The 24,450-nt window shown below is 75.5% G+C and carries 19 protein-coding genes; 12 read left to right on the forward strand and 7 right to left on the reverse strand.

The genetic code is table 11. From position 1 onward, the window contains the following. The first annotated feature begins 16 nt into the window (after nt 1–16). A complete protein-coding gene (locus tag ACFVN3_RS06105) occupies nt 17–406 on the forward strand; it encodes a phage holin family protein (protein ID WP_378231663.1) in 390 nt (129 codons plus the stop codon). A 51-nt stretch (nt 407–457) separates the two neighbouring features. Here the strand turns inward: ACFVN3_RS06105 and ACFVN3_RS06110 are convergent, their stop codons facing one another. Further along, on the reverse strand, nt 458–2,140 hold the full coding sequence (locus ACFVN3_RS06110; RefSeq protein WP_378231666.1) for a hypothetical protein: 1,683 nt from the start codon (nt 2,138–2,140) through the stop codon (nt 458–460). Then, nucleotides 2,137–2,451: a hypothetical protein gene (locus tag ACFVN3_RS06115; RefSeq protein ID WP_378231668.1), complete on the reverse strand. Its 315-nt coding sequence runs from the start codon at nt 2,449–2,451 to the stop codon at nt 2,137–2,139. The genes ACFVN3_RS06110 and ACFVN3_RS06115 overlap by 4 nt, the downstream gene beginning before the upstream one ends. Nucleotides 2,452–2,645: 194 nt before the next feature. Between ACFVN3_RS06115 and purB the strand changes: the two genes are divergently transcribed. Then, nucleotides 2,646–4,133, forward strand: coding sequence for an adenylosuccinate lyase (gene purB, locus ACFVN3_RS06120; RefSeq protein ID WP_378231670.1), 1,488 nt, complete (start codon nt 2,646–2,648; stop codon nt 4,131–4,133). A 96-nt stretch (nt 4,134–4,229) separates the two neighbouring features. Here purB and ACFVN3_RS06125 read toward each other — a convergent pair whose 3' ends face one another. Together ACFVN3_RS06125 and ACFVN3_RS06130 are read right to left on the reverse strand one after the other, a co-directional pair. Continuing rightward, nucleotides 4,230–5,417: a hypothetical protein gene (locus ACFVN3_RS06125; protein WP_378231672.1), complete on the reverse strand. Its 1,188-nt coding sequence runs from the start codon at nt 5,415–5,417 to the stop codon at nt 4,230–4,232. Then, nucleotides 5,414–5,827, reverse strand: a complete 414-nt coding sequence (locus ACFVN3_RS06130) for a PadR family transcriptional regulator (protein WP_378231674.1) — start codon at nt 5,825–5,827, stop codon at nt 5,414–5,416. Before ACFVN3_RS06130 ends, ACFVN3_RS06125 begins: the two co-directional genes overlap by 4 nt. Nucleotides 5,828–5,962: 135 nt before the next feature. On the opposite strand from ACFVN3_RS06130, the gene ACFVN3_RS06135 reads away from it, so the two are divergent. The 4 genes from ACFVN3_RS06135 (at nt 5,963) to ACFVN3_RS06150 (ending at nt 11,521) form a co-directional block, all read left to right on the forward strand. Further along, on the forward strand, nt 5,963–7,294 hold the full coding sequence (locus ACFVN3_RS06135; protein ID WP_378231676.1) for a glycoside hydrolase family 6 protein: 1,332 nt from the start codon (nt 5,963–5,965) through the stop codon (nt 7,292–7,294). 322 nt (nt 7,295–7,616) lie between these two features. Further along, the gene (locus tag ACFVN3_RS06140) at nt 7,617–8,072 is read left to right on the forward strand and encodes an NUDIX domain-containing protein (RefSeq protein WP_378231678.1); all 456 of its coding nucleotides are present in this window, start codon (nt 7,617–7,619) and stop codon (nt 8,070–8,072) included. Nucleotides 8,073–8,200: 128 nt separating this feature from the next. Beyond that, complete coding sequence (locus ACFVN3_RS06145; protein ID WP_378231680.1) at nt 8,201–9,994, forward strand: hypothetical protein; 1,794 nt, start codon at nt 8,201–8,203, stop codon at nt 9,992–9,994. Nucleotides 9,995–10,189: 195 nt separating this feature from the next. After that, nucleotides 10,190–11,521, forward strand: coding sequence for a CoA transferase (locus ACFVN3_RS06150; RefSeq protein ID WP_378231682.1), 1,332 nt, complete (start codon nt 10,190–10,192; stop codon nt 11,519–11,521). A gap of 75 nt (nt 11,522–11,596) precedes the next feature. On the opposite strand, the gene ACFVN3_RS06155 is transcribed toward ACFVN3_RS06150, so the two are convergent. The 3 genes from ACFVN3_RS06155 to ACFVN3_RS06165 all read right to left on the reverse strand — a co-directional run bounded on the left by ACFVN3_RS06155 (nt 11,597) and on the right by ACFVN3_RS06165 (nt 16,983). Then, entirely contained in the window at nt 11,597–12,532 is a 936-nt protein-coding gene (locus tag ACFVN3_RS06155; RefSeq protein WP_378231685.1) for a Ppx/GppA phosphatase family protein, read from the reverse strand. 98 nt (nt 12,533–12,630) lie between these two features. Continuing rightward, nucleotides 12,631–15,333: a GH92 family glycosyl hydrolase gene (locus ACFVN3_RS06160; protein WP_378231687.1), complete on the reverse strand. Its 2,703-nt coding sequence runs from the start codon at nt 15,331–15,333 to the stop codon at nt 12,631–12,633. Nucleotides 15,334–15,561: 228 nt separating this feature from the next. Next, on the reverse strand, nt 15,562–16,983 hold the full coding sequence (locus ACFVN3_RS06165; RefSeq protein ID WP_378231689.1) for a glutamyl-tRNA reductase: 1,422 nt from the start codon (nt 16,981–16,983) through the stop codon (nt 15,562–15,564). 50 nt (nt 16,984–17,033) lie between these two features. On the opposite strand from ACFVN3_RS06165, the gene hemE reads away from it, so the two are divergent. The 6 genes from hemE (at nt 17,034) to hemL (ending at nt 24,418) form a co-directional block, all read left to right on the forward strand. Continuing rightward, nucleotides 17,034–18,194, forward strand: coding sequence for a uroporphyrinogen decarboxylase (gene hemE / locus ACFVN3_RS06170; RefSeq protein ID WP_378231691.1), 1,161 nt, complete (start codon nt 17,034–17,036; stop codon nt 18,192–18,194). Beyond that, nucleotides 18,191–19,672, forward strand: a complete 1,482-nt coding sequence (locus ACFVN3_RS06175) for a protoporphyrinogen/coproporphyrinogen oxidase (protein WP_378231693.1) — start codon at nt 18,191–18,193, stop codon at nt 19,670–19,672. The genes hemE and ACFVN3_RS06175 overlap by 4 nt, the downstream gene beginning before the upstream one ends. 174 nt (nt 19,673–19,846) lie before the next feature. Continuing rightward, nucleotides 19,847–20,953, forward strand: coding sequence for a hydroxymethylbilane synthase (gene hemC, locus ACFVN3_RS06180; RefSeq protein ID WP_378231695.1), 1,107 nt, complete (start codon nt 19,847–19,849; stop codon nt 20,951–20,953). Next, entirely contained in the window at nt 20,950–21,975 is a 1,026-nt protein-coding gene (locus ACFVN3_RS06185; RefSeq protein ID WP_378231697.1) for a uroporphyrinogen-III synthase, read from the forward strand. The genes hemC and ACFVN3_RS06185 overlap by 4 nt, the downstream gene beginning before the upstream one ends. After that, on the forward strand, nt 21,972–23,006 hold the full coding sequence (hemB, locus tag ACFVN3_RS06190; protein ID WP_378231699.1) for a porphobilinogen synthase: 1,035 nt from the start codon (nt 21,972–21,974) through the stop codon (nt 23,004–23,006). Before ACFVN3_RS06185 ends, hemB begins: the two co-directional genes overlap by 4 nt. Next, the gene (hemL, locus tag ACFVN3_RS06195; RefSeq protein WP_378231702.1) at nt 23,003–24,418 is read left to right on the forward strand and encodes a glutamate-1-semialdehyde 2,1-aminomutase; all 1,416 of its coding nucleotides are present in this window, start codon (nt 23,003–23,005) and stop codon (nt 24,416–24,418) included. Before hemB ends, hemL begins: the two co-directional genes overlap by 4 nt. Nucleotides 24,419–24,450 lie beyond the last annotated feature (32 nt).

Below are 24,450 nucleotides of genomic sequence, written 5' to 3' on the forward strand. Positions count from 1 at the left end.
TGGCAGGATGCCCGGTATGAGCTTCGTCGTCCGCGTCCTCGTCACCGGCCTCGCGATCTGGCTCACGAGCCTGTTCATCGACGAGCACTTCCAGATCGTCGGCTCCGACACCGCCGGCGGGCAGCTCGTCATCATCCTCGTGGTGGCGCTGCTCTACTCACTGGTGAACGCCGTCATCAAGCCGATCGTGCAGATCCTGTCCATCCCGCTCTACATCCTCACGCTGGGCCTGTTCTCGCTCGTCGTGAACGCGCTGATGCTCATGCTCACCGCGTGGATCACCGAGCAGACGGACTGGGGCATCCGCATCATCGGCGGGTTCTGGTGGGCCCTGCTCGCGGCCCTGATCATCGGGCTCATCAACTTCGCCGTCTCGGCCGTCGTGCCGAAGGCACAGGAGCGCTGACCGGGAGCACGTCCGAACGCCACGGCCACCGACCGCGACGGCCACCGGCCGTCACCGCGCCTCGTCGTCGGCCGCACCGTCCGGGCCCGGCGCGGTGAGGTCACCGGCCCCGGAACCACCGGTCGTGGGGAACCCCGGCAGTCCGGGCGACGGCGGACCCGGCGACGGCACTCCGGGCAGCGGGACGCCGGGCGTGCCCGGGAACGGTGTGCCCGGCGCCCACGGGGGCGTGAGCGACCGCGGGACCGCCACGTCCCCGATGCAGAACGTGGTGTCCGGGTCGGGCACCAGGCGCGCCTCGTAGACGAGGGGCTCCTCCGCCTCGCCGTCGAGCAGCCGCTCGACGTCGGTCAGGTGCTCCTCGAGCCCACGGTCGCCCACCTCGATCGCGGCGTCCAGCACCTCCTGGTGATAGTGCACGCTGTGCGGGAGCTCGAGCGACGGCCCACCGCCTGGTGACATGAAGGTCCCCGTCACGGTCACCCTGTCGGGCGTGGCGCGGTTCTCCGCCCCGTCGAGGTCGGAGACCCCTTCCCCCTGGGTCTCGAGGTGCGTGCCCTTGACCCCCGGCGGGAGGGCGTGTCCGGCGACGGGCGACCCGGCCGTCACGACGTGCCGCACGGTGTACGTTCCGGCGGTCGCCGCCGCGACCGTCGACGCGATCATGCCGCCCTGGCTGTGCCCCACGAGCACGACGTCGTCGTCCGGCCCGATCCCGGCCTGCCGCATCGCGTCCAGCACGGCGCGCGCGCTGTCGGCCTGTGCCCGCACCGCCGGGTCGTCGTCCATGAGCTGGTAGTTGGACGTCATGTTGAAGACCGACCTGAGGTTGAAGGGCTGCGTTCCGGGGATCGCGACCACCCACGTGGGCGTGCCGTCGGCCTTGACGATCCGCTGGATGCTGAGCGTCGAGTCCGTCTCGAGCGCCGCGACGGCGCCGAGCGCGGAGCGGACGTCCGTGGGGGTCGGCAGGTCGTAGGACGGGTCGACGAGGCGGACCTCGGGGTCGCGCAGGAACCGGTCCCGGAGGGGCTGCGACAGCCCGCGCAGCACCGACGCCCCGTTGCCGACCGTGGGCAGCCGGTACCACGGGCGGTCCACGTCGAGCACGCCGATCGCACGGCTCAGCGCGCGGATCGTGGCGGGGTGCAGCGACTCCCACGTCGTGACGACCCGGTACACGGACGGGCGACCCTCCAGGAGCGAGTGCAGGGCCCCGACGGCCCCCACGGCCAGGATGCCGACGACCCCGGCGGTGGCGGCACCGACCGGGCTGAGGCCGCCCGCGACGAGGAGCCCGAGATCCTGCCACGCGGCGGTCGCCGCGGCGTCGGCGTCGTCGTAGACACGTACCGCGCGGTGCAGGCGCGACGCCAGGTCGCGCAGGTCCCGCTCCTGCTCCTGCGCGACGCCGATCGCGAGGTCGAAGGCCTCGAGCGCGGCCGCGCGCGCGGCACGCACCTCGGGCGACCAGAACGGCACGGCGTGGACGTCCCAGCCCGTGGTGGCGCGCAGCGGGGCGTCGCCTGCGAGCCGGCCCCCGAACGAGGTGGGACTGGCAGTCGCGACGGCGACGGACTCCCGTGCGTCCCGGAGCGCAACCAGGGTCGCGGCGACGAGGTCCGCCCGCGCACCCAGGGCCACCGCCTGCGCGACGACCGCCGCCGTCTCGACCGCCGTCGGCTCCGTCCCACCACGCACCTCGACCAAGGGCGTCGGACGAGGCCCGCTCACGCGACACCCGTCGCGGCGAGCTCGGCCCGGATCCGCGCCACCTCGGCCTCGGCAAGGACGGTGAGCGCGTCCAGGCGCAGGAGGCAGCTGTCGAGCAGCATGCCGAGCCGGAGCAGCCCGCTCCGGCGATCGGCGGCCGCGTCGTCGTACGTCGCGCGGGCGTGACCCGCCCACGGCAGGTCGGGCGCGACGAGCGCGGCACCCGCTCGCGCGACGTCGTCCTGGGCGGTGAGGACCCGGGTCCGGGCGAGCGAGACGCCGAACGGCGCGGCGACGCACGGCGGGGGCGGCGGGGGCGACGAGGAGGACATGGCGGGGACCGTACGCAGTCGCTTTCCGGGACGCGGCGACCCCGTCCGTCGTTGTGGACGGGCCCCTCGGGAGACGGGGTTGGGGACGGCCACGACCCGCGCGACGCCCACCGATCGCTCGCCCGCCCAGGACCGCGTGACCGGACTGCGGGAGGCGCGGGCCACCGTCGGGCACGCGTGGGAGAATCAGGGGCGTGCCCGAGAACCCTGCCGCAGACGCCCCTGCCCGCGTGTCGCTCGCCGAGGTGACCCCGCCGATCGCGCTCGGCCCGCTCGACGGCCGCTACCGCGCGGCCGTCGCGCCGCTCGTCGACCACCTCAGCGAGGCCGCGCTCAACCGCGAGCGGATCCACGTCGAGGTCGAGTGGCTGATCACGCTGTGCAACGGCGTCCAGGCGGTCGACGAGAACGCGGTCCGCCCGGTCGTGCCCGGCGCTCCTCAGCTCTCCGACGCGGAGGTCGCGTACCTGCGCCAGATCCCTGCGACGTTCGGCGGCGAGGAGATCGCCGAGCTCGCCGCGATCGAGCGCGAGACGGTGCACGACGTGAAGGCCGTCGAGTACTTCGTCAAGCGCCGCCTGGCCGCCGCGCCCGACGCCCTGGGCGCGGAGACCGTGCTCCCCGGCGTCGGCGAGCTCGTGCACTTCGCGTGCACCAGCGAGGACGTCAACAACCTGTCGTACGCGCTCATGGTGCGCGGCGCCGTCGAGCACGTGTGGCTGCCCGCCGCGACGGCGCTCGCCGACCAGCTCGCAGAGATGGCGCGCGACCTCGCCGACGTGCCGATGCTCTCGCGCACGCACGGCCAGCCCGCGACGCCGACGACGCTCGGCAAGGAGCTCGCCGTCCTCGCGCACCGCCTGCGCCGCCAGCTCCGCCGGGTCGGCGCGGCCGAGTACCTGGGCAAGCTCAACGGCGCGACGGGCACGTACGGCGCGCACACCGTCGCCGTCCCGGGCGTGGACTGGCCCTCGGTCTCGAAGCACTTCGTCGAGGGCCTCGGCCTCACCTGGAACCCGCTGACGACGCAGATCGAGTCGCACGACTGGCAGGCCGAGCTGTACGCCGACGTCGCGCGCTTCAACCGCATCCTCCACAACCTCGCGACCGACGTGTGGACGTACATCTCCCTCGGGTTCTTCACGCAGATCCCCGTGCCCGGCGCGACCGGGTCGTCGACCATGCCGCACAAGGTCAACCCCATCCGGTTCGAGAACGCCGAGGCCAACCTCGAGATCTCCTCCGCGCTGCTCGACACGCTCGGCTCGACGCTCGTCACCTCGCGCCTCCAGCGCGACCTCACGGACTCGACGACGCAGCGCAACGTCGGCCCCGCGTTCGGCCACTCGCTCCTCGCGATCGACAACGTGCGCCGCGGCCTCAAGGCCCTCGCCGCGAACGCCGACCTCATGGCGGCGGACCTCGACGAGAACTGGGAGGTGCTCGGCGAGCCCATCCAGTCGGCGATGCGCGCGGCGTCCGTCGCGGGCGTGCCGGGCATGGAGAACCCGTACGAGCGCCTCAAGGACCTCACGCGCGGCCAGCGCGTCGACGCGGCGCGCCTGCGCGAGTTCGTCGCCGGCCTCGGCCTGCCCGACGAGGTCGCGCAGCGCCTCGCGAACCTCACCCCGGCGACGTACACGGGCCTCGCGTCCCGCCTGGTGGCGGACTACCTGGACTGACCCGGCCCCGCGCCGACCACGACCTGAGGGCCGTTATCCACCGGATAACGGCCCTCAGGTCGTTCTCACGCAGCGTTGCGCTGGACGGCGCGGGCGTCAGACCGCGGTCGGCTCGACGGGGGGCGGCGCGGCCGGTTCCCGCGTCCCTCCCGCGGCAGCGAGCAGTGTACGGTGCGAGGCCCGGGACGCGGCGAGCTCGTCGAGGCGGTTGACCACCCACCGGGCCACGAGCGTGACGACGGCCGACAGCGCGACCACCCCGAGCACGTTGCCCAGGTTCACGACCGTGGTGTCGAGCGCGCCGGACCAGAAGACGTCCGAACCGCTGAGGACCAGGGCGGTGAGCACCCCGGCCAGCGCGGGAGCGGACTGCCGCACGGGGCGGACGGCCACCAGCAGGACCGCCACGGCCACGAGGATCGCGGCGTCCGCCGCCAGCGTGAAGGGGTAGCCCGGGGCGGTGACCCAGACGCCCTCGTCCGCGACGACCGTCGCGCTCCGTGGCACGGAGACCGCCAGCGACACCGCCGTCAGCCAGAGCGCGGCCACACCCGCGCGCGCTCCCAGGGCGGGTTGCACGAGCCGCACCCGGGCGACGACCGCCCCGAGGAAGGCCACGAGGGCGACCACCCACCCGACCTCCTGGAACGCGACGGGCGCGCGCTCCGCCGCGACGAGCGACCCGACCGCGACGACGCCCGCCGCGGCGGCGAGCGCGGCGAGCACGACCCCGGTCCGCCGCAGGCGCGCTGCCAGGGCCACGACCGATCCCGCCCAGAGCAGCCAGGCCGGGGCGGGGGGCACCGCGACGAGCGCCGCCGCGACCGCCAGCCACGCCGGCGAGGCGGCCGTTCCCACCACCTCCCGCGCGGACTCGTCCCCCAGCGCGAGGCCGACGCGCAAGAGGCCCTGCGACGCGGGGGCGGCGAGCACCGCCGTCAGCGCGACGAGGACCACGACCGCGGCCGACGCACGCTGCCGCTCGGTCGGGCCCAGCGCCGCGAGCGCCCACTCGCGCGCGGCGGCACGCAGGAGGTCCCACCGCTCGGCACGGGTCGGGCGCGACCGGCCCGGCTGCGCGCCGTCGAGCAGGTGGCCGAGCATCTCCGCCTCGTGCGCCCGCCGGTACGTGTACGGGAAGAGCCGCAGGAGACGGCGGTAGTCCCGCACGAGCACCGGGGTGACGAGCACCGTCGCGCCGGGCTCTGCCCTCGGGTTCGCGGCTGCCGGCATGTCGGCCCCGGAACCCGCGGCGCGGGCGCGGCGCTCGCGGCCCTCGCTCATGCCGGCACCGCCCCGCCGTCGGCGAGGCCTCCCGCGAGGCCGCGGGCGGGGCGCGCCGCGGCGTCGTCGCGCGCCGCCGCGGACGCACGGCGTCGGGCACCGAGGCGCTCGAGCGCGCGGCGCGCCTGGGCCTCGGCGCGCTCGGCCTCGGCGGCGAGGCGCGACCCGCCCTCGGTGGTGAGCCGGTAGTAGCGGCGCAGGCGGGAGTCGACGACCTCCTCGTGGTCGACCTCGACGAGCCCGGCGGCGACGAGCCGGTCGATCGCGCCGTAGAGCGTCCCGGCACGCAGCGTCACGCGGCCGTCGGAGCTGGACTCGACGTCCTGCGCGATGCCGTACCCGTGCAGCGGACCGGCGGCGAGCGCGGACAGGACGAGGAACGCGGGTTCCTGGAGCGATTTGGATGCCATGGCGACAAACATACCCTCGCGACAAACCTATAGACCCGACTCGCTACAGGCCGAAACGTTTCGCACCCTCTCCGCCGCTCCCCGGCAGTCCCTACCGTGGCGATGTCCTGACCCCGAGGCGACGGAGCCCCGAGCATGAGAGCGACCTCCCCCACCCGACGACCCCGTGCGGCGAAGCTCGTCGCCGTCGCGACCCTCGCGACGCTGGGCGCCACGGCGACCGCCGGCGCCGCGCTCGCGACCTCCAGCGCGGCGGCGACGTCCACGGCCTGCACGGTCGACTACCGCATCACGAGCTCCTGGTCCGGCGGCTTCCAGGCCGACGTCACCGTCACCAACCTCGGCGCCCCGCGCTCGGGCTGGGAGCTGGCCTGGGACCTGCCGGCTGGCGAGAGCATCGGCCAGCTCTGGAACGGCACGCTCGTGCGCGACGGCGGCCGGGCCACCGTGGGCGACGTCGGCTGGAACGCGTCGCTCGCCACGGGCGGCAGCGCCTCCTTCGGCCTCGTGGGCACGGCCGCGTCCGCTCCGGCCGTGCCCGCGAGCTTCACGCTCGACGGTGTCGCGTGCGGCGGCGACGCCCCGCCCGACCCCACCGATCCCACCGACCCGCCCGAGACGCCGGGCGACGTGACGTTCCACGTGGACGAGACGAACCAGTCGTGGGAGGCCTGGCAGGCGGCGTCGGGCAGCGACCGGGACCTGCTCGCGAAGATCGCGCTCACGCCGCAGTCGTCGTGGGTCACCGACGCGGACGCGCAGGTGTCGCGCGCGAAGGTCGCCGCGTTCACGAGCGCGGCCGCGGCCGAGGGTGCGACGCCGCTCCTGACGGTCTACGCGATCCCCGGCCGCGACTGCGGCTCGCACTCGGGCGGCGGCACCGCCGAGGCGGCGTACCGGAGCTGGGTCCAGACGGTCGCGTCGGGCATCGTCGGCGAGCCGTGGGTGGTCCTCGAGCCCGACGCCCTCGCCCAGCTCGGCGACTGCTCCGGCCAGGGCGACCGCGTGGGCATGCTGCGCGACGCGGCGCGCATCCTGACCGACGCCGGGGCGCGCGTCTACGTCGACGCGGGCCACTCGGCATGGCTGAGCCCGGCGACCGCCGCGGCCCGCCTCCAGCAGGTGGGCCTCGACGACGCCGTCGGGTTCGCGCTCAACACGTCGAACTACCGCACGACGGCCGAGTCGCGAGCGTACGGCGAGCAGGTCGCCGCGGTGCTCGGCGGGGACGTGTCGTTCGTCGTCGACACGTCGCGCAACGGCAACGGGAGCAACGGCGAGTGGTGCAACCCGCGGGGTCGGGCGCTCGGCGAGCAGCCGCGCGCGGTCGACGACGGCACGCACCTCGACGCGCTGCTGTGGGTCAAGCTGCCCGGCGAGAGCGACGGGTCGTGCAACGGCGGGCCGCCCGCCGGACAGTGGTGGCAGGAGGTCGCGCTCGAGCTGGCGCGCAACGCGTCCTGGTGACACGACGCCCTCGAGCCTGACCTGCTCGCCTCGAACACGACATTGCAGCCGTTATCGCCCGGATGACGGCAGCAATGTCGTGTTCGGCGTCTCCTGGGGCGGGGCCGCAGCGAGCACGGTTCGCCGGTCGGTGTGACGATCGTCTGTGCCGGGCCCGGCCCGGCACGATCGCCCTTCGCCGGAACTGGGGCCGCGCGAGGGGCAGGCCCGACGGCGCGTGGCTCGCTGGGTGCGCCACGCGCCGTCGGGGTCCCGGCGTCGTGAGCCGTCGGCGCCGGACGGCGCCGCGGAGAGGGCACGACGGAGATGGCACAGTGGGGGCGTGACGTCGCACGACCTTCCCCGCACCGACCCGCCTTCCCCCGAGCCCGCCGCACTGCCGCCGCTGCGCACCGTCGGCTGGGTGAACGTCCGCGACGGGCGCCTGCTCGCCGTCCGCACGACCGGCAAGGACCGCTTCTTCGTGCCGGGCGGCAAGGTCGAGCCGGGCGAGTCGGACACCGATGCCCTGGTGCGCGAGATCCACGAGGAGCTGGGCGTCCGCCTCGACCCGACGTCGGTCCGCCCCGCGTTCGTCGCCGAGGCCCCCGGGCACGGACTCGGCGGTCGGGTCGTGCGCATGCACTGCCTGTACGCCGAGCCGGTCCCGGGCTCCCCCGAGCCGGCGCCGAGCGCCGAGATCGCCGAGCTCGCCTGGCTCACGCCGGCCGACGCGCACCGCGTCCCGCCGGCGGGCCAGATCGTCCTCGACCGGCTCGCGGGGGTCCTCTCCGCCTGACCGCGCGCCGCGCTCCCGTGCCGTGCGAGGCGCGCCATGGGGACCTCGCCCCATGAGCCGGGCGAGACGCGGTGGCGCCCGCCCACGTACGCTCCGGGTGCACGATCCGCAGCGACAGAGGGACGACCATGGGGTTCTACGGTGCCGACATCGGCGAGCTGCACGCGCTCGCGCAGAACCTCACGACGGCGTCCGAGGCTCTCACCACGACGCGCAGCACGCTGGACTCGACCGTGAGCGGCGCCCGCTGGGCCGGCCCGGACGGTGACGAGCTGCGCGGCCGCTGGTCCGCCGAGCTGGGCCCCGCGCTGGCCGCCGCGACCGCGACGCTCCGCGACGCGGCGGACAAGGTCCGCAAGAACGCCGACCAGCAGGAGAGCGCCAGCTCCGACGGCACGGGCGGCCCGGGCGGGGGCGGCAGCGGCGGCCCCGGCGGCGGGCCGGGTTCCGGCGGCGGTCCCGGCGGCGCCGCGGGTGGCGGGTCGGGCTCGGGCGACGAGAGCCCCGGCGGCCCCCAGGTCACGGTGAAGGGCGACCACGAGTCCGGCACGGACAACGGGAGCCTGGGCAACCCGGCGACCGAGGGCACGGACGCGAAGGTCGGGTTCGGGGTGACCCACGACCCCGAGAGCGGCGAGACCACGTACTCGGGCAGCGGCTCGCTCTCCGACTGGATGAAGACGACGAACGGGTCGAAGATCTCGTTCGGCGTCACCGGCGGTGCGGAGTACACGGTCGGGGAGAAGTCCGAGGACGGCTTCACCACGTACACGTCCAAGTCCGACGTCTCGATCGGCGTCGAGGGCGGTGTCGACAAGGGCGGCACGGGCGTCAGCGGCGGGTACACGACCGGCGTCACGTCCGAGTACACGGTCAAGGTGCCCGACGGCGCGGGCGTCACCGATCCCGGGAGCATCAACCCGTTCGACCCCCGGAGCATGCCGGTCGGCTCGTCCGTCACGATGGACGGCGGCAGCTACTCGGAGACCGAGCTCAACGCGGCGTTCCGCCACATCGCCGTCGAGTCGTCCGTCAAGGACGCGAGCGGCGTGACGAGCCTCATCGAGCGCACGGGCGACGACACGGTGCGCGTCACCGCTGGCCCCACCGAGGCCATCGCGAACCACGCCGGCCTCGGCCTCGACTTCGACGCCGTGAAGGTCATGCTCGGCAACACGACCTCGCTCGACGGCGCGTCGCTGCGCAGCGCCGAGTTCGACCTGTCGACGCCCGAGGGCCAGGCGGCGTACGACACCTACCTCGTCACCGGCGAGATCCCCGCCGACGCGTCGACCGGGATCTCCGGCACCACGAAGATCGAGCGGGTCGAGTTCGACTCGACGTCGACCGTCGGCTTCGACACTCCCGTCGGCGGTGCCGAGTGGGAGATCGGCAAGAACACGGGCTCGCTCGTCGCGACGACCAACCCCGACGGCAGCACGGAGCAGCTCCTCACCGCGACGTACGGCGACCGCGGCGACTTCCGCATGTCGCAGGCCTTCGACGCGTCGGGGACCGAGGACGTGTCCGCGCGGACGTACTCGTTCGACGTGACGGCCGACGACATGTCCTCGCAGTACTTCAACACGAAGGACTTCTCGGGCTTCTCCCCGTCGAGCGAGGTGTCGTCCGGCCAGCAGGTGACGATGACCCTCACGGAGTCGCAGATGAACCGCCTCGCGGACAGCGTGCGCACGGCGGTCGAGAACGACAGCCTGGGAATGCAGACGCGCATGATCGTCACCGACTACGACATGAAGCCGCTCACCGACCCGTACCAGCTCGCGACCAGCCTCGCCCGCGCGGCGGACTCCGACCTCGAGCTCGTCATGATGATCTCCGAGATCAACGCCGCCGGCGACGGGTCCGCGACCGACCGCTCGGCGGCCCGGTTCCCCGGCACCGTCACCGTCGGGCACTGACCCGGGCACGCGACCGGGGCGTCAGCGCGGCTTCGTGGCCGAGAGGTAGGTCGTGGAGACGTAGCCCGTGAGGCTGCCCACGGGCACCTTGAGCCAGCCCTCCGACGCGGTGCCCGCGTGCACGTCGGGTCCCGGTGGCGCGCCATGCGGACGCTCGCCCCGGACACACGGTCGGAGCCGGCGTAGCGTCGTGCCGTGGGAAGCACGACGGCACATGCCGGGCGCGGCCTGCTCGCGGGCACGCTGCCCGTCCTGGAGCTCGCGGTCGCGTCGGTCGTCGCCGTCCGCGACGCCGCGGCTCGTGCGGGCCGGTTCGACGCCGGAACGCCTCCCGACCCCGAGCGAGTCGCCGCGGCCTTCGCGAGCGACCGGCTGCTGCGCGTCGACGGAGCCCCGGTGGACGGCTTCGCCCCGCTCTCGGGCTTCTTCCGGACCGCGGACGGCTGGGTCCGCACGCACGCGAACTACCCGCACCACCGCGCGCGGCTGCTCGCGCTGCTCGACCTCGCCGACGACGTCCGCAACGTCTCGTCGCGCGACGTCGTCGCCGCCGCCCTCGCCGCGCGCTCGGCCCAGGACGTCGAGGACCGAGCGGCCGAGACCGGGGCGATCGCGGTGCGCGTGCGCTCCGAGGACGAGTGGCGCGGGTCCGCACCCGGTCGCGCCGCGGCGTCGGGCCTTCCCGTGCGGCGCTCGGTGCGCGACGACGCCGCTCCCCCACGCCCGCTCGAGCGCGGGCAGCGTCCGCTCGCCGGGCTCCGGGTGCTCGACCTGACGCGCGTCATCGCGGGTCCCGTCGCGACGCGCACGCTCGCCCTGCTCGGCGCGGACGTCCTGCGCGTCGACCCGCCAAGGCTCCCGGAGATCGAGGTCCAGCACCTCGACACCGGGCAGGGCAAGCGGTCGACGCTGCTCGACCTCGCGACGCACGACGGCCTCGCCCGCGCTCAGGAGCTCCTCGACCGCGCCGACGTGCTGGTGACCGGCTACCGCCCGGGGGCGGTCGAGGCGTTCGGGCTGCGGCTCCCGCTGGGCGCGGTGCACGCCCGCGTCACGGCGTGGGGCGACGACGGCCCGTGGGCCGACCGGCGCGGCTTCGACTCGATCGTCCAGGCGGTGAGCGGGATCGCCCTGGTGGAAGGGGCGCGGAACGACCCCGCTCCCGAGGACGCGACCCCAGGAGCTCTGCCCGCCCAGGCGCTCGACCACGCGACCGGCTACCTCCTCGCGGCCGCCGTCGTGGACGCCCTCACGGACCGCGCGGCCGACGGCCGGGGTCGCGAGGTCGACGGCGCGCTCGCCCGGACAGCCCACACCCTGCTCGCGGCTCCCGGCCGCGACCCCGCGCACGACGCGCCGCGCACGCCCGGCCCGCGCTGCGTCGTCGAGCACCCGGTGCGCCTGGACGGCCGCGAGGTCGTCGCGACGACGACCCGCCCCGCGCTCGACCGCCTCGGCGACGCCCGGGTCGACGACTACCCCGCGCCCGCCCGGCCGTGGGGCGCCGACGAGCCGCGGTGGACGTGAGCGTCGGGCCGACGTCGCGGTCCACCTGCGACCCCTGAGCGTGCGTGCCGCGCCGGCGTCAGCCGTGCGCCGGCGTCAGCTGTGGTCGAGGCGGCGCAGGATCGCACCCTCGCGCAGCGCCCACGGGCAGATCTCGACCTCGTCGACGCCGAGCGCGCGCATCGTCTCGACGGCGACGACGCCGCCCGCGACGATCTGGAACGTGCGCTCGGGCGTGATGCCGGGCAGCGCGGTGCGCCCCTCGGCCGTGATGCGCGCGAGCCGCGGCACCCAGTCGGCGAGCTGCGAGCGGCGCATGCGCCACCGGTCGTCCGGGCCGACGGACTCGATCTGCATCCCCGCGAGACGCGCGAGCGAGCGGAACGTCTTGGACGTGGCGACGACGTGGTCGGGCGCAGGCAGCGCCCGGAAGGCCTCGACGGTGGGGGCGAGCGTCGCGCGCACGTGCTCGCGCAGCGCCTCGACGTGCTCGGGCGCCGGCGGGTCGTCGGGCAGGAACGCCATCGTCATGCGCCCCGCGCCGAGCGGGACGGACGCCGCGAGGTCGGGCTCCTCGTCGACGCCGGACGCGATCTCGAGCGAGCCACCGCCGATGTCCAGGACGAGGAGGCGCCCCGCGGCCCAGCCGTGCCACCGTCGTGCGGCGAGGAACGTCAGGCGCGACTCGTCCTCGCCCGACAGCACGCGGACCGGCTGCCCCACGCGCTCGCCGATCGCGGCGAGCACCTCGGGCCCGTTGGTCGCGTCACGCAGCGCCGACGTCGCCATCGGCAGCATCTCGTCGACGGCGGACTCGCGCGCGAGCGCCATCGCGTCGTCGACCGCGGCGAGCATCGCGGCGACGCCGTCGGGCGACAACGACCCGTCGGGCTGGAGGTAGCGCATGATCCGCACGACCGTGCGCGCCCCCGCCGTCTGCACGGGGCGCGCCGCGTACGCGGCGTCCACGACCGCGAGGTGCACGGTGTTCGAGCCGATGTCGAGGACGCCCAGGCGCGTGGTGGTGCTCACGCGGCGAGCCTAGCGGCGAGGGCCGCCGTCGGGCGGGTTGCCCGACGACGGCCCTCGCGCGGGTGCGCGGCTGCGCCCCGTCCTGACCTGGCTGCGGGTCAGTCGCAGTCGAGCGCCTCGTACGCGGCGTCGACCCGGGACGTCGTGCCGTCTGCGGCGACGACCGTGACGGTCGCCGTGCCCGCCTCGACGGACGTGGCGCGCGTCGTGAACGACTGGTAGGCGTTCTTGCCCGGCTGCACGTGCCGGACCGTCCGCTCGCCGAACGGCGTCGTGAGCGTCACGTCGACGGGCTCGTCGGCCGTGCTGGTCGCTCGGACGGCGACGAACGCCCGGCCGCCGAGGCAGCGCGCGCTCGCCTCGACCGTGACCGGTGCGGGCGGGGCCGCCTCCGAGACCGACGGGATGCGGTCGGCCGCCCCGGTGCCCCATGTGAGGCCCGCGCTCGTGTCGGACAGGTCGAAGTCGAGCGTGCCGCCGTCCTGGAGCGCCGCGACGTCGAGCCACGCCGCGGTGTGCGCGACGCCGTCGACCTCGAGGCCCGCGACGTAGCTCGGGAGCTTCTCGTTCGCGCCCGCTGCGTCGATCTCCAGCGTCGCCCCGGCGTCGGTCGTGAGCGTCGCGGCCTGCACCTTGGGGGCGTTGAGCGCGAGGATGCCCGAGCCCGGCATGACCGGCTCGAAGCCGAGCGACGCCATGACGTACCAGGCCGCGAGCGTGCCGAGGTCGTCGTTCCCGACGCCGCCGCCCGGGGTGTCCGGGAAGCGGTTGAGGTTCGCGGCGAGGACGTCGTTCGTCTTCCACGGCTGGCCCACGTACCCGTAGAGCCACGCGTTCGTGATCGTCGGCTCGTTGCCGGGGTTGTAGCGGATCGTCGTGTAGTACGAGCTGCCGCCCTTGGCCCACGTGCTCGGCGAGACGCCGGGGTTCGCGGCGAGCGCCGGCTGGTCGAAGTAGTAGTCGAGCCGCTCGACGAAGCCGTCCTCGCCGCCCATGACCTCCTGGAGGCCGGTGACGTCCTGCGGCACCATCCACTGGTACTGCCACGGCACGCCCTCGTGGAAGCCGGAGCGCGTGACGTCGGTCAGCTCGGGCAGCGTGACGAACTCGCCCGTCGGGCGCTTCGCGTTGACCATGCCCTGGAAGCCGCCCGAGAGCTCGACGTCCGGGTTCCACAGGGTGCGCCAGTTACGGCCCTTGTCGAGGAACGCCTGGCCGCCCTCGCGGCCCGTGCGCTCCGCCGCGGCGCCGAGGCTCGCGTCGGCGAGCGCGAGCTCGAGCGTGGCGGAGCCGCCGTGACGGTACTCCTCGAACTGGCCGCCGAGGCCGCCCTCGTTCTCGGGGTAGAACGGCACGTGGCCGTGCTCGGCGTAGAACTCGGTGCTGCGCCGGCCGACCGACGCGACGTCCGCGGGGGGCGTCGTCGTGGCGTTCTCCACGACGTAGTCCCACAGCTCGTCCGCGATGTCGTCGGGGACGGTGCCGAGCGCGAAGTTCTCCGCGAGCCACGGCGTGACGGGGTCGCCCGCCATGATGTTCGTCTCCAGCGCGCCGAGCGACCAGCGCGGGAGCCAGCCCCCCTCGACGCGGTGCTGGTACATCGAGCGCACGATGTCCTGCGCGCGCTCGGGCAGGAGCAGCGCGTGCAGCGTCGCCTGCGTGCGGTACGTGTCCCAGAGCGAGAAGTTCTGGTAGTAGTCCCAGCCGTCGGCCTGGTGGACCTCGAGGTCCGTCCCGCGGTACCGACCGTCGACGTCGCTGCCGATCGTCGGGGACAGCAGGGTCTTGTAGAGCTGGGTGTAGAACACGCGGCGCTGGTCGGGCGACGCGTCGATCGCGGCGCGGCCGAGCTCGACGTTCCACGCGTCGCGGGCCTCCTCGCGCACGGTGTCGAACGCGACCTGGCCGCCCTCGTCCGTGGCCTCCGCCTCGCGGTTCGCCCGCGCGCCGTCGACGCTCACGAACGACACACCGACGCTGACCTCGACGTCGCGGTCCGTCGTCGTGTCGAACACCGCGACGGCACCGTTGTTGCCCTGCGCGACCTCGCTCGTCGGGGACCCCGCGACGTAGCGCGCGTCGGTCCCCCACGTGCCGCTCGACGCGACAGGGCGGTCGAACGTCGCGCTGAAGAAGTACCGCTGCTTGTCCGGCGTGCCGCCGCAGAACCCACCGTTGTCGACCCAGCCCTCGAGCGTGCGGTCGTCGACCCACGTCACCGAGCTGGCCCCGGCATCGCGCAGCGTCTGGCCCACGTTGAACGACAGGTGCGACGTCGTCGAGGCGGGGAACGTGTAGCGGTGCGCGCCGACGCGCGTGGTCGCGCTGAGCTCGGCGTGCACGTCGTTCGCGAGCGTCACCTCGTAGAACCCGGCGGACGCGTGCTCGGTGTTCTTCTGGTCCTTGATCGCGATGAAGGAGCGCGACGTGCGCGGGGTGGCGCTCGTGTCCGGCGTGACGAGCAGCTCGCCCGCCGCGGGGCAGCCCGCGCTGTTGACGTGCCGGTGGCTGAAGCCCCACACGCGCCCGGCGTTCGTGCTGTACGACGTCGAGGCGTAGGAGTTCGTGTTGTCCGGGCTGAGCTGGACCATGCCGAACGGCATGGTCGCTCCCGGATAGGCGTTGCCCTCGCTCTCGGTGCCGACGAACGGGTTGACCTCGAGCGTGAGGTCGGCGCCTGCGTCCGCGGTGACGGTGCCCTCGGAGCCGGGGGCGGCGCCCGCGGCGGCGGGCAGCAGCGTGCCCGGCGCGACGGCGAGCGCGAGCCCTGCGGCGAGCAGGGCGAGTCGTGGTCGTCTCATGCCATGTCCTCTTCGACGTGCGACCGGGCGTCGTCGCCCGGGGCGCCCCGGGTCCGTCGAGCAGGTGCCGCCCGTGACCGCTCGTGGCGGGGGCGACGGTGCTCCTGGTCGACGACGGGCGTCCGCCGGTCACTCTCTCCCGGCTATGACTGCGCTGTCAATTGCATGCCCGAACGAACGACTTGGTCGGCGATGAAGAGGTGCGGCACCCGAACCCGGGGTAGTTCCTCAGCGTGCGGCGGGCGTGGGGAGCGATCCCGGGCTCGCCGGCCGCGCCGTGCCCGCTGCCTCGTCGGCCAGTGCCTCCGCGTCGGCGACGACGGCGCGCTCCTCCGCCTGCGCGGCCGCTACGGCCTCGGCGCGGGCCTCGACGATCGCACGGTGCAGGTCGGCGTGGACGCGTCGTCGCACGTCGCGCGCGATCTCGTCGGTCTCGTCCGGCTCGACCAGGTCGCCGTCCGCCTCGCGCAGCGCGACGACGTCGGCCACCTCGAGCGCGATGCGTCGCTCCGCGTCGGCGAGGAGCGCGACGACCGCGGTGTCCGCCGCGCGGCCGAGCCGCGTCTCCTCGAACGCGCGCGTCGCGTCGTCCACGATCGCGCGCGCCTGCCCGACGAGCTCCGACGCGATCGACGGCGAGTGCGCGGCGAGCGTCGCGAGGTCGTAGAGCAGCACGCCCTCGACGTCCGCGACGCGCGGGTCGACGTCGCGGTGCAGTGCGAGGTCGAGCACGACGGTCGGGCGGGCCGCGGGCTCGTCCCCGGCACGGACCGCGGCACGCTCGCGCGCCCGGACCACGGCGGCCGCGTCGAGCACGTGCTCGATGGCCTGCTCACGGCGGTCGGTATCCCCTCCCGGACGCGCGGCGTCCGTCGCGAGCGCCCGCCCGCGCGCGCCCGAGCACGACACCACGAGGTCGGCGTCCTCGAGCGCCTCGACGAGGTCGGTCACGGCGTCGACCCCGCGCGCGGCGGCGAACTCCTCGGCGCGGCCGGACTGCGAGTAGACGCGCACGTCGTCGCACCCGAGCGCGCGCAGCGCGGCGAGGCTCGCGCCGGCGTACGACCCGGTCCCGATGAGGACGGCCCGCACCTGGTGCCACGGCGGCAGCTCGGCCGCCGCGAGGTCGAGGCCCAGCGCGACGACGGAGCGGCCCGCGCCGCCGAGCGTCGTGGAGGTGCTGACCTTCTTGGACGTGCGGGACGCCGTCTGGAACAGGAGCTCGAGCGTCGAGGAGGTCACGCCGTCGGCGTGCGCGGTCTCGAGCGCACGCTTCACCTGGCCGGCGATCTCGCGCTCGCCCACGACCATGGAGTCCAGGCCCGACGCGACGGCGAACAGGTGCTCGGCGACCTCGGTCCCGGCGCGCGTGCGGAACGAGGCGAGGGCCTCGGCGGGCGTGACGCCCGACGCGCCGGCGACCATGCGCGCGACGTGCTCGGTCGCGTGCTGCACGCCCGTCCCGTCGAGGGGCGCGTCCACGTCGAGGTACAGCTCGAACCGGTTGCACGTCGCGAGGACGACGGCACCGGTGATCACGTCGCACGCCGCGACCGCGGAGCCGCCGATCGAGTGGGCCCCGGTGGAGAGTCGTTCCAGGGCGTCGAGGTCGAGCTCGTGGTGGCTGGCCGTGAGGGAGAGAAGAGCCACAGTGCCTCCGATTTAATCATTCCACCGGGAGAGAGGCAGAATCGGTAGCTGTGATTCCTGTCGCCCTTTCCCCGGGCCATCCCCTGACCGACGGCCGTACGGACCGTTCGCCGCTCGTGCAGGCACTGCGCGCGGGCACGACCGGAAATCGCCCGGAAATCACACCGGTGTGGTTCATGCGCCAGGCGGGCCGGTCGCTCCCCGAGTACCGCGCGGCGCGCGAGGGCGTGAGCATGCTCGACTCGTGCCTGCGCCCGGACCTCGCCTCGGAGATCACGCTCCAGCCGGTGCGCCGCCACGGCGTGGACGCGGGCATCTTCTTCTCCGACATCGTCGTGCCGCTGCGGCTCGCGGGCGTCGCGGTCGACATCGCCCCGGGCGTCGGCCCCGTCATGGGCCAGGCGTACCGGACGCCCGACGACGTCGCGCGCCTCGTCGAGACCGAGCTCACCGAGGAGTCGCTCGCCCCGATCCGGGAGGCCGTCGCGCTGACCGTCGACGCGCTCGGCTCGACGCCGCTCATCGGGTTCGCGGGCGCGCCGTTCACGCTCGCGGCCTACCTCGTCGAGGGACGGCCGTCGCGCGACCACCTCGCGGCCCGCGCGCTGCTGCGTGGCGACCCGGAGACGTGGCAGCGCCTCGTCGACTGGGCCGCGGACCTCACCGGCACGTTCCTGCGCACGCAGGTCCAGGCGGGCGCGAGCGCCGCCCAGCTCTTCGACTCCTGGGCAGGCTCGCTCTCCCTCGCGGACTACGCGACGGGCGCCGCCCCGGCGAGCACGCGCGCGCTGTCGCACGTCGCCGACCTCGCCGTGCCGGTCGTGCACTTCGGCACCGGCACCGGCCACCTGCTGCCCGCGATGCGCGACGCCGTCACCGCGGCCGGGGTGCGCGACGTCGCCGTGGGCGTCGACTACCGCACGCCGCTCGATGACGCCGCCCGGCTCCTCGCCGACGGGCACGCCCCCGTCCCGGTCCAGGGCAACATCGACCCCGCCCTGCTCGCCGCGCCGTGGGACGTCCTGGAGGCGCACGTGCGCGACGTCGTGCGGCGCGGGCGCACCGCGCCCGGGCACGTGGTGAACCTCGGCCACGGCGTCCCGCCGGACACCGACCCGGACGTCCTCACGCGTGTCGTCGGCCTGGTCCACGCGCTCGGCGCAGACTGGACGGGACAGGACGACGCGCACGAGGAGGCGACCCGACGGTGAGCACCGAGCCGACGACGTCCCGCACCTCCCCCGGGGCCGTCCCCGAGGAGGTGGACGCGGTCGTCGTCGGCGCGGGGGTCGCGGGGCTCACCGCGGCCCGGACCCTGCGCGAGCAGGGCCTGCGCGTCGCCGTGCTCGAGGCCGCGGACGTCCCCGGCGGGCCCGTCCGCGGCGGTGACCTGCCCGGCCTCGACGGCGTCCACGTCGACCTGGGCGCAGAGTCCTTCGCGGCCCGGGGCGCGGCGGTCGGCGACCTCGTCGCCGCGCTCGGCCTCGACGTCGTCGAGCCGTCGGGTGCGGGCGCCTGGGGCTACGCCGCCGGCCGCGCCTACCCGCTGCCCCGAGCGGGCGTGCTCGGCATCCCGGCCCACCCGTGGTCCCCTGACGTACGCCGCGCGGTCGGCGTCGGCGGGGCCCTGCGCGCGAGCCTCGACCGCGTCCTGCCCCGCCGCTTCACGGACCTGCGCACGCTCGAGACGTTCGCGCGCTCGCGCATGGGGGCTCGCGTCACGGAGCGCCTCGTCGCGCCCGTGGCTGCCGGTGTGCACTCGGCCCCGCTCGACCGGCTGGACGTCGCCGCGGTCGCGCCGGGGCTCCGCGAGGCGTTCGAGCGCGAGGGGTCGCTCGCGCGCGCCGTCGCGTCGCTGCGCGCGCTCGCGCCCGCGGGCTCGGCCGTGCGTGGCATCGACGGCGGCATGCACCGGCTCGTCGAGGAGCTCGCGGCAGGCACCGACGTGCGGCTGCGCCAGGAGGTCACGGAGATCGCCCGGCGGGATCCGAGCCGTGAGCCGTCCGGCGACGGAGCGACCTCTGGCTCCTGGGCCGTCCGTGCCCAGACGCCCGACGGGCCGCTCGAGCTCGCCGCGCCGCGGCTCGTCGTGACGACCCCCGCGCTGGTCGACGCGCTCGGCCCGCTCGTCGGCACCGCGGCGGACCTGCTGCCGGACCCGGAGCCCGGCGCGGACGTCCGCCTCGTCACGCTCCTCCTCCGCGCGCCCGAGCTCGACGACGCGCCGCGCGGGACCGGCCTGCTCGTCGCGCCGCCGCACCGGGACGCGGGCCGCGCCGCTCCGCCGTCGGACGTCGAGGCCAAGGCGCTGACCCACTCGACCGCCAAGTGGCCGTGGCTGCGCGACCGCGTGCGCGGCGCCGTCGGACCGGGCCACCACGTGGTGCGGCTCAGCTACGGACGCATCGGCGCGACGACGGAGCCCGACCTCGACCGGGTCGTCACCGACGCCTCGCGGCTGTTCGGCGTGGACCTGCACGGTCGCGTGCTCGGGCACGTCGTGACGCGCTGGAACGGCGCGCTCCCCCCGCCGACCCCCGCGTTCCGGCGCGAGGTCGCGGCGTTCGTCGCGCGCGTGGACGCCGTCCCCGGGCTCGCCGTGACCGGGGGCTGGATCGCGGGCACGGGGCTCGCGGCGATCGTCGGGCACGCGCAGGAATGCGCGCGCGGCCTCGCCGTGGTGGAGTGAGGTAATCCTTACCGGAATCCCGAGAAAGGGGTTCGGCAATTCCTCAGGAATTGTCCTGACACATTGTCGGGACGTTCCTGACCGAGCGTCAGGACCACGTCACTCCCGTCCGCATTTCCCCCACCGTGACGTGCGCATTTCCGTGCACCGCCGAAGTGGGGAGAGACTGGGACCGTGAGCCCTGCAGGTACCCCTCCCCTCCGCGTGGGCACGCGCGGCAGCGCCCTCGCGACCACCCAGACCGGCCACGTCGCCCGACGCCTCGAGGAGCTGACCGGCCGGGACGTCGAGATCGTGCGCATCCGCACCGACGGCGACGTCCTCACCGGGTCGCTCGCCCAGATGGGCGGCACCGGCGTGTTCGTCACCGCGCTGCGCGAGGCGCTGCTCGACGGCCGCTGCGACGTCGCGGTCCACTCGCTCAAGGACCTGCCGACCGAGCCCGCCCCCGGCCTGACCGTCGTGACGCCGGAGCGCGAGAACCCGCGCGACGTGCTGTGCGCGCGCGGCGGCCTCACCATCGCGACGCTCCCGCGCGGTGCCCGCGTGGGCACCGGGTCGCCGCGCCGGGCCGCGCAGCTCCGCTCCGTGCGGCCCGACCTCGACGTCGTGGACATCCGCGGCAACGTCGACACCCGCCTGGCCCGCGCGCTCGGCCCGGACGCCGACCTCGACGCCGTGGTGCTCGCCTACGCGGGACTCGCGCGGCTCGGCCGGCTCGACGCGGTGTCCGAGGTCGTCGACACCGCGATCATGGCGCCCGCCGCCGGGCAGGGCGCGCTCGCGGTGGAGGTGCGCACGACGTCGCTCGACGACCCCGTGCTCGCGCGTGCCCTGCACGACCTCGACCACGAGCCGACGCGCCTCGCCGTGCTCGCCGAGCGGTCGCTCCTCGCGCGTCTCGAGGCCGGCTGCGCCGCGCCGGTCGGCGCGCACGCCCTGGTCGAGGACGGCGAGATCGCGCTGACGGCCGTCGTCGCCCGGGTCGACGGCGCCGAGCAGCTCACGCACTCCGGCCGCACGACGGTCCCGGTCGGCGCGCCGTCGCAGGACGCCCGGGACGACGCCGCACGCGCGCTCGGCGCGCGCGTCGCCGACGCGCTCCTCGCCGACGGTGCCGCCCGCCTCGCCCCGCTCCGTGAGACGGGAGCCGGTGCCGGGGCGGCCGGGTCGGTGCCAGGACCGGCCCCGGCCGCCGACGCCGCCCCGTCGCCCGAGCGCGCCGTGGAGACCGCGCGCGAGCAGCTCCGCGACGGCGGCTACCGCGGCGAGGCGGAATGAGCCCGGGCCCCCTGCGCGACCCGTCGCGCGGCCCCGCGCCCGTCGTGCCGCCCCCGCCTGCGCGGACGAGCCCGCGCGCCGACGCCGAGGTTGCCGGGCCGGCGTCGACCCGGCGCGGCGCGAGCCCGCCGCTCACCGGGCGCACGGTCCTCGTCCCCCGCGCGCCCGAGCGCGCCGCCCGGCTCGCGGCGACGCTCCGCGACGCCGGCGCGCGCGTCCTGGTCAGCCCCGCGATCGAGCGCGCCCGGGTCGAGGACACCGCCCCCGTGGACGGCGCCGTCGCCCGCCTCGCCCACGGCGACTTCGCCTGGGTCGTCGTGACGAGCGTCAACGCGATCGACGAGCTCGTCGCGAGCGCCGCCCGCGAGGGCGTCGACCTCGGCGACGCCGCTCGCCGGTCCCGCTGGGCCGCCGTCGGCCCCGCGACCCGCCGCGGCCTCGAGGCCGTCGGCATCCAGGTCGACCTCGAGCCGGCCGAGAACTCGGCCCGCGGCCTCGTCGCCGACTTCGCGGCCCTCGCCTCGACCGACCACGCCTCGACCTCGCCGAACCGAGCCTCTACCTCGGGGAACCAGGCCTCTACCTCGCGAGGCAGAGGCCTGGTGCTGCTCCCGCAGGGAGACCTCGCCGCGCCGACGATGCACGACGGCCTGCACGACCTCGGGTACGTCCCGCACGTCGTCACCGTCTACCGCTCCGTCACGCACGCCCTCGCGCCGGACGTCGTCGCGGCCTGGCTCGCGGGAGAGGTGGACGCCGTCGTGCTGACCTCGGGGAGCGTCGCGCGCGAGATCGCGGGCCAACTCGGCCCGCGCGCCGACGTCGCGGGCGTCGCGATCGGCGACCCGACCGCCCGGGCGGCTCGCGCCGTCGGGCTGCGGCTCGACGCGGTGGCCGCGCGCCCGACCGACGCCGCGCTCGCCGCCGCGCTCACCACCGTCCTGTCGGGCGACGCGGTCGCACCCCCGGCAGCCGACCCGACCGACGCCGTCGACCCGACCGACGAAGGAGATCCCTCGTGACCCACCCGCTTCCCGTCGGCCACCACCGGCCGCGCCGCCTGCGCACGAGCCCGCGCGTGCGGCGGCTCGTCACCGAGACACGCGTACACGCGTCGGACCTCGTGCTGCCGCTGTTCGTCAAGGAGGGCCTGGACGCGCCGCGCCCCATCTCGTCGATGCCCGGCGTCGTGCAGCACACCGAGGCGACGCTCGCGGACGCCGTGCGCGACGCCGCGCGCGCCGGGGTCGGCGGCATCATGCTCTTCGGCATCCCCGCCGAGCGCGACGCGACGGGTACGCAGGCGGACGCCGAGGACGGCATCCTGCAGCGCGGCATCCGGATCGCGGTCGAGGCGGCGCGCGAGCACGCGGGCGGAGGGCCGGTCGTCATGGCGGACACGTGCCTCGACGAGTTCACCGACCACGGGCACTGCGGCGTGCTGGCCGAGGGTCGAGACGGGGGCGTCGTCGTCGACAACGACGCGACGCTCGACCGCTACGCGTCGATGGCCGTCGCGCAGGCGCGCGCGGGCGCGGACGTCGTCGCGCCGTCCGGGATGATGGACGGCCAGGTCGGCGTGATCCGCGAGGCGCTGGACGCCGCGGGGTTCGACGACGTGGGCATCCTCGCCTACTCCGCGAAGTACGCGAGCGCGTTCTACGGCCCGTTCCGCGAGGCCGTGGACTCGGCGCTCCAGGGCGACCGCCGCACCTATCAGATGGACGCGGGCAACGCGCGCGAGGGCCTGCGCGAGGCCGACCTCGACCTCGCCGAGGGCGCGGACCTGGTCATGGTCAAGCCCGCCGGGTCGTACCTGGACGTGCTCGCGGCCGTCGCGGAGATGTCGCCGGTGCCGGTCGCGGCGTACCAGGTGTCGGGCGAGTACGCGATGATCGAGGCCGCCGCCGCGAACGGCTGGATCGACCGGCGCGGCGCGATCACGGAGTCGGTGCTGGGCATCAAGCGCGCCGGCGCGGACGTGATCCTCACGTACTGGGCGACGGAGCTCGCGGGCTGGCTGGACGAGAACGACGGAAGGACGCGGGCATGACGGACACCGGAGGCTTCGGGACGGCCGAGGCGGTCCAGGCGGAGCACGCGGCGCTGTTCGGCGCGCCGGGTGCGGGCGGGGCGGACAACCACGCCGCGTTCGTGCGCGCGCAGGGCGTGCTGCCGGGGGGCGTGAGCTCGCCCGTCCGCGCGTACGGGTCCGTCGGCGGCGACCCGCGGTTCCTGGCCTCGGCCCGCGGCCCGTACGTCACCGACGTCGCGGGGCGCGAGTACGTGGACCTCGTGTGCTCGTGGGGCCCGGCGCTGCTCGGCCACGCGCACCCGGACGTCGTAGGGGCGGTCCAGGAGGCCGCGGCCCGCGGGCTGTCCTTCGGCGCGCCGACGCTCGGCGAGGTCGAGCTCGCGGAGGAGATCCGCCGTCGGGTCCCCGCCGCGGAGCGCGTGCGCCTCGTGTCGACGGGCACCGAGGCGACCATGACCGCGGTCCGCCTCGCGCGCGGCGTGACCGGGCGCGACGTCGTCGTGAAGTTCGCCGGCTGCTACCACGGGCACGTGGACGCGCTGCTCGCCGAGGCCGGCTCCGGCGTCGCGACGCTCGCCCTGCCCGGCTCGGCCGGGGTCACCGAGGCGACGGCGGCCGAGACGCTCGTGCTCCCGTACAACGACCTCGCCGCCGTCGAGGCGGCTTTCGCGGAGCGCGGCTCCGAGATCGCGGCCGTCATCACCGAGGCGTCGCCCGCGAACATGGGCGTCGTCCCGCCCGCGGAGGGCTTCAACGAGGGCCTGCGCCGCATCACGGCCGCGCACGGCGCGCTGCTGATCCTCGACGAGGTGCTCACGGGCTTCCGGGTCGGGCCGAGCGGCTGGTGGGGGCTGGAGAACGCGGTGCTGCGCGGCCAGGGCGCGGACGGATACACGCCGGACCTGTTCACGTTCGGCAAGGTCGTGGGCGGCGGGATGCCGGTCGCCGCGGTCGGCGGCCCGGCGACCGTCATGGACCAGCTCGCGCCGCTCGGGCCCGTCTACCAGGCGGGCACGCTGTCCGGGAACCCGGTCGCGGTCGCGGCGGGCCTCGCGACGCTGCGCCTCGCCGACGACGCCGTGTACGCGCGCGTGGACGAGGTGGCGGGCGTGCTGTCGTCGGCCGTGGGCTCGGCGCTCGACGTCGCGGGCGTCCCGCACCGCGTGCAGCGCGCGGGCTCGCTCTTCTCGGTGTTCTTCGGCGACCTCGCGGCGAGCGCCGGCGTGCGCGACTACGCGCAGGCCCAGGCGCAGGAGACGTTCCGGTACCGGGCGTTCTTCCACGCGATGCTCGACGCGGGCGTGAGCCTCCCGCCGTCGGTGTTCGAGGCGTGGTTCGTCTCCGCGGCCCACGACGACGCCGCGGTGGCCCGCATCCTCGACGCCTTCCCCGCGGCCGCCCGCGCCGCCGCGGAGGCGACCCCGGCCTGACTCGGGCGGCCGCCCCCGCCCGGACCCCGGGG

The sequence above is a fragment of the Cellulosimicrobium sp. NPDC057862 genome (assembly GCF_042797035.1).
In the GTDB taxonomy this organism is placed as follows: Bacteria; Actinomycetota; Actinomycetes; order Actinomycetales; family Cellulomonadaceae; genus Cellulosimicrobium.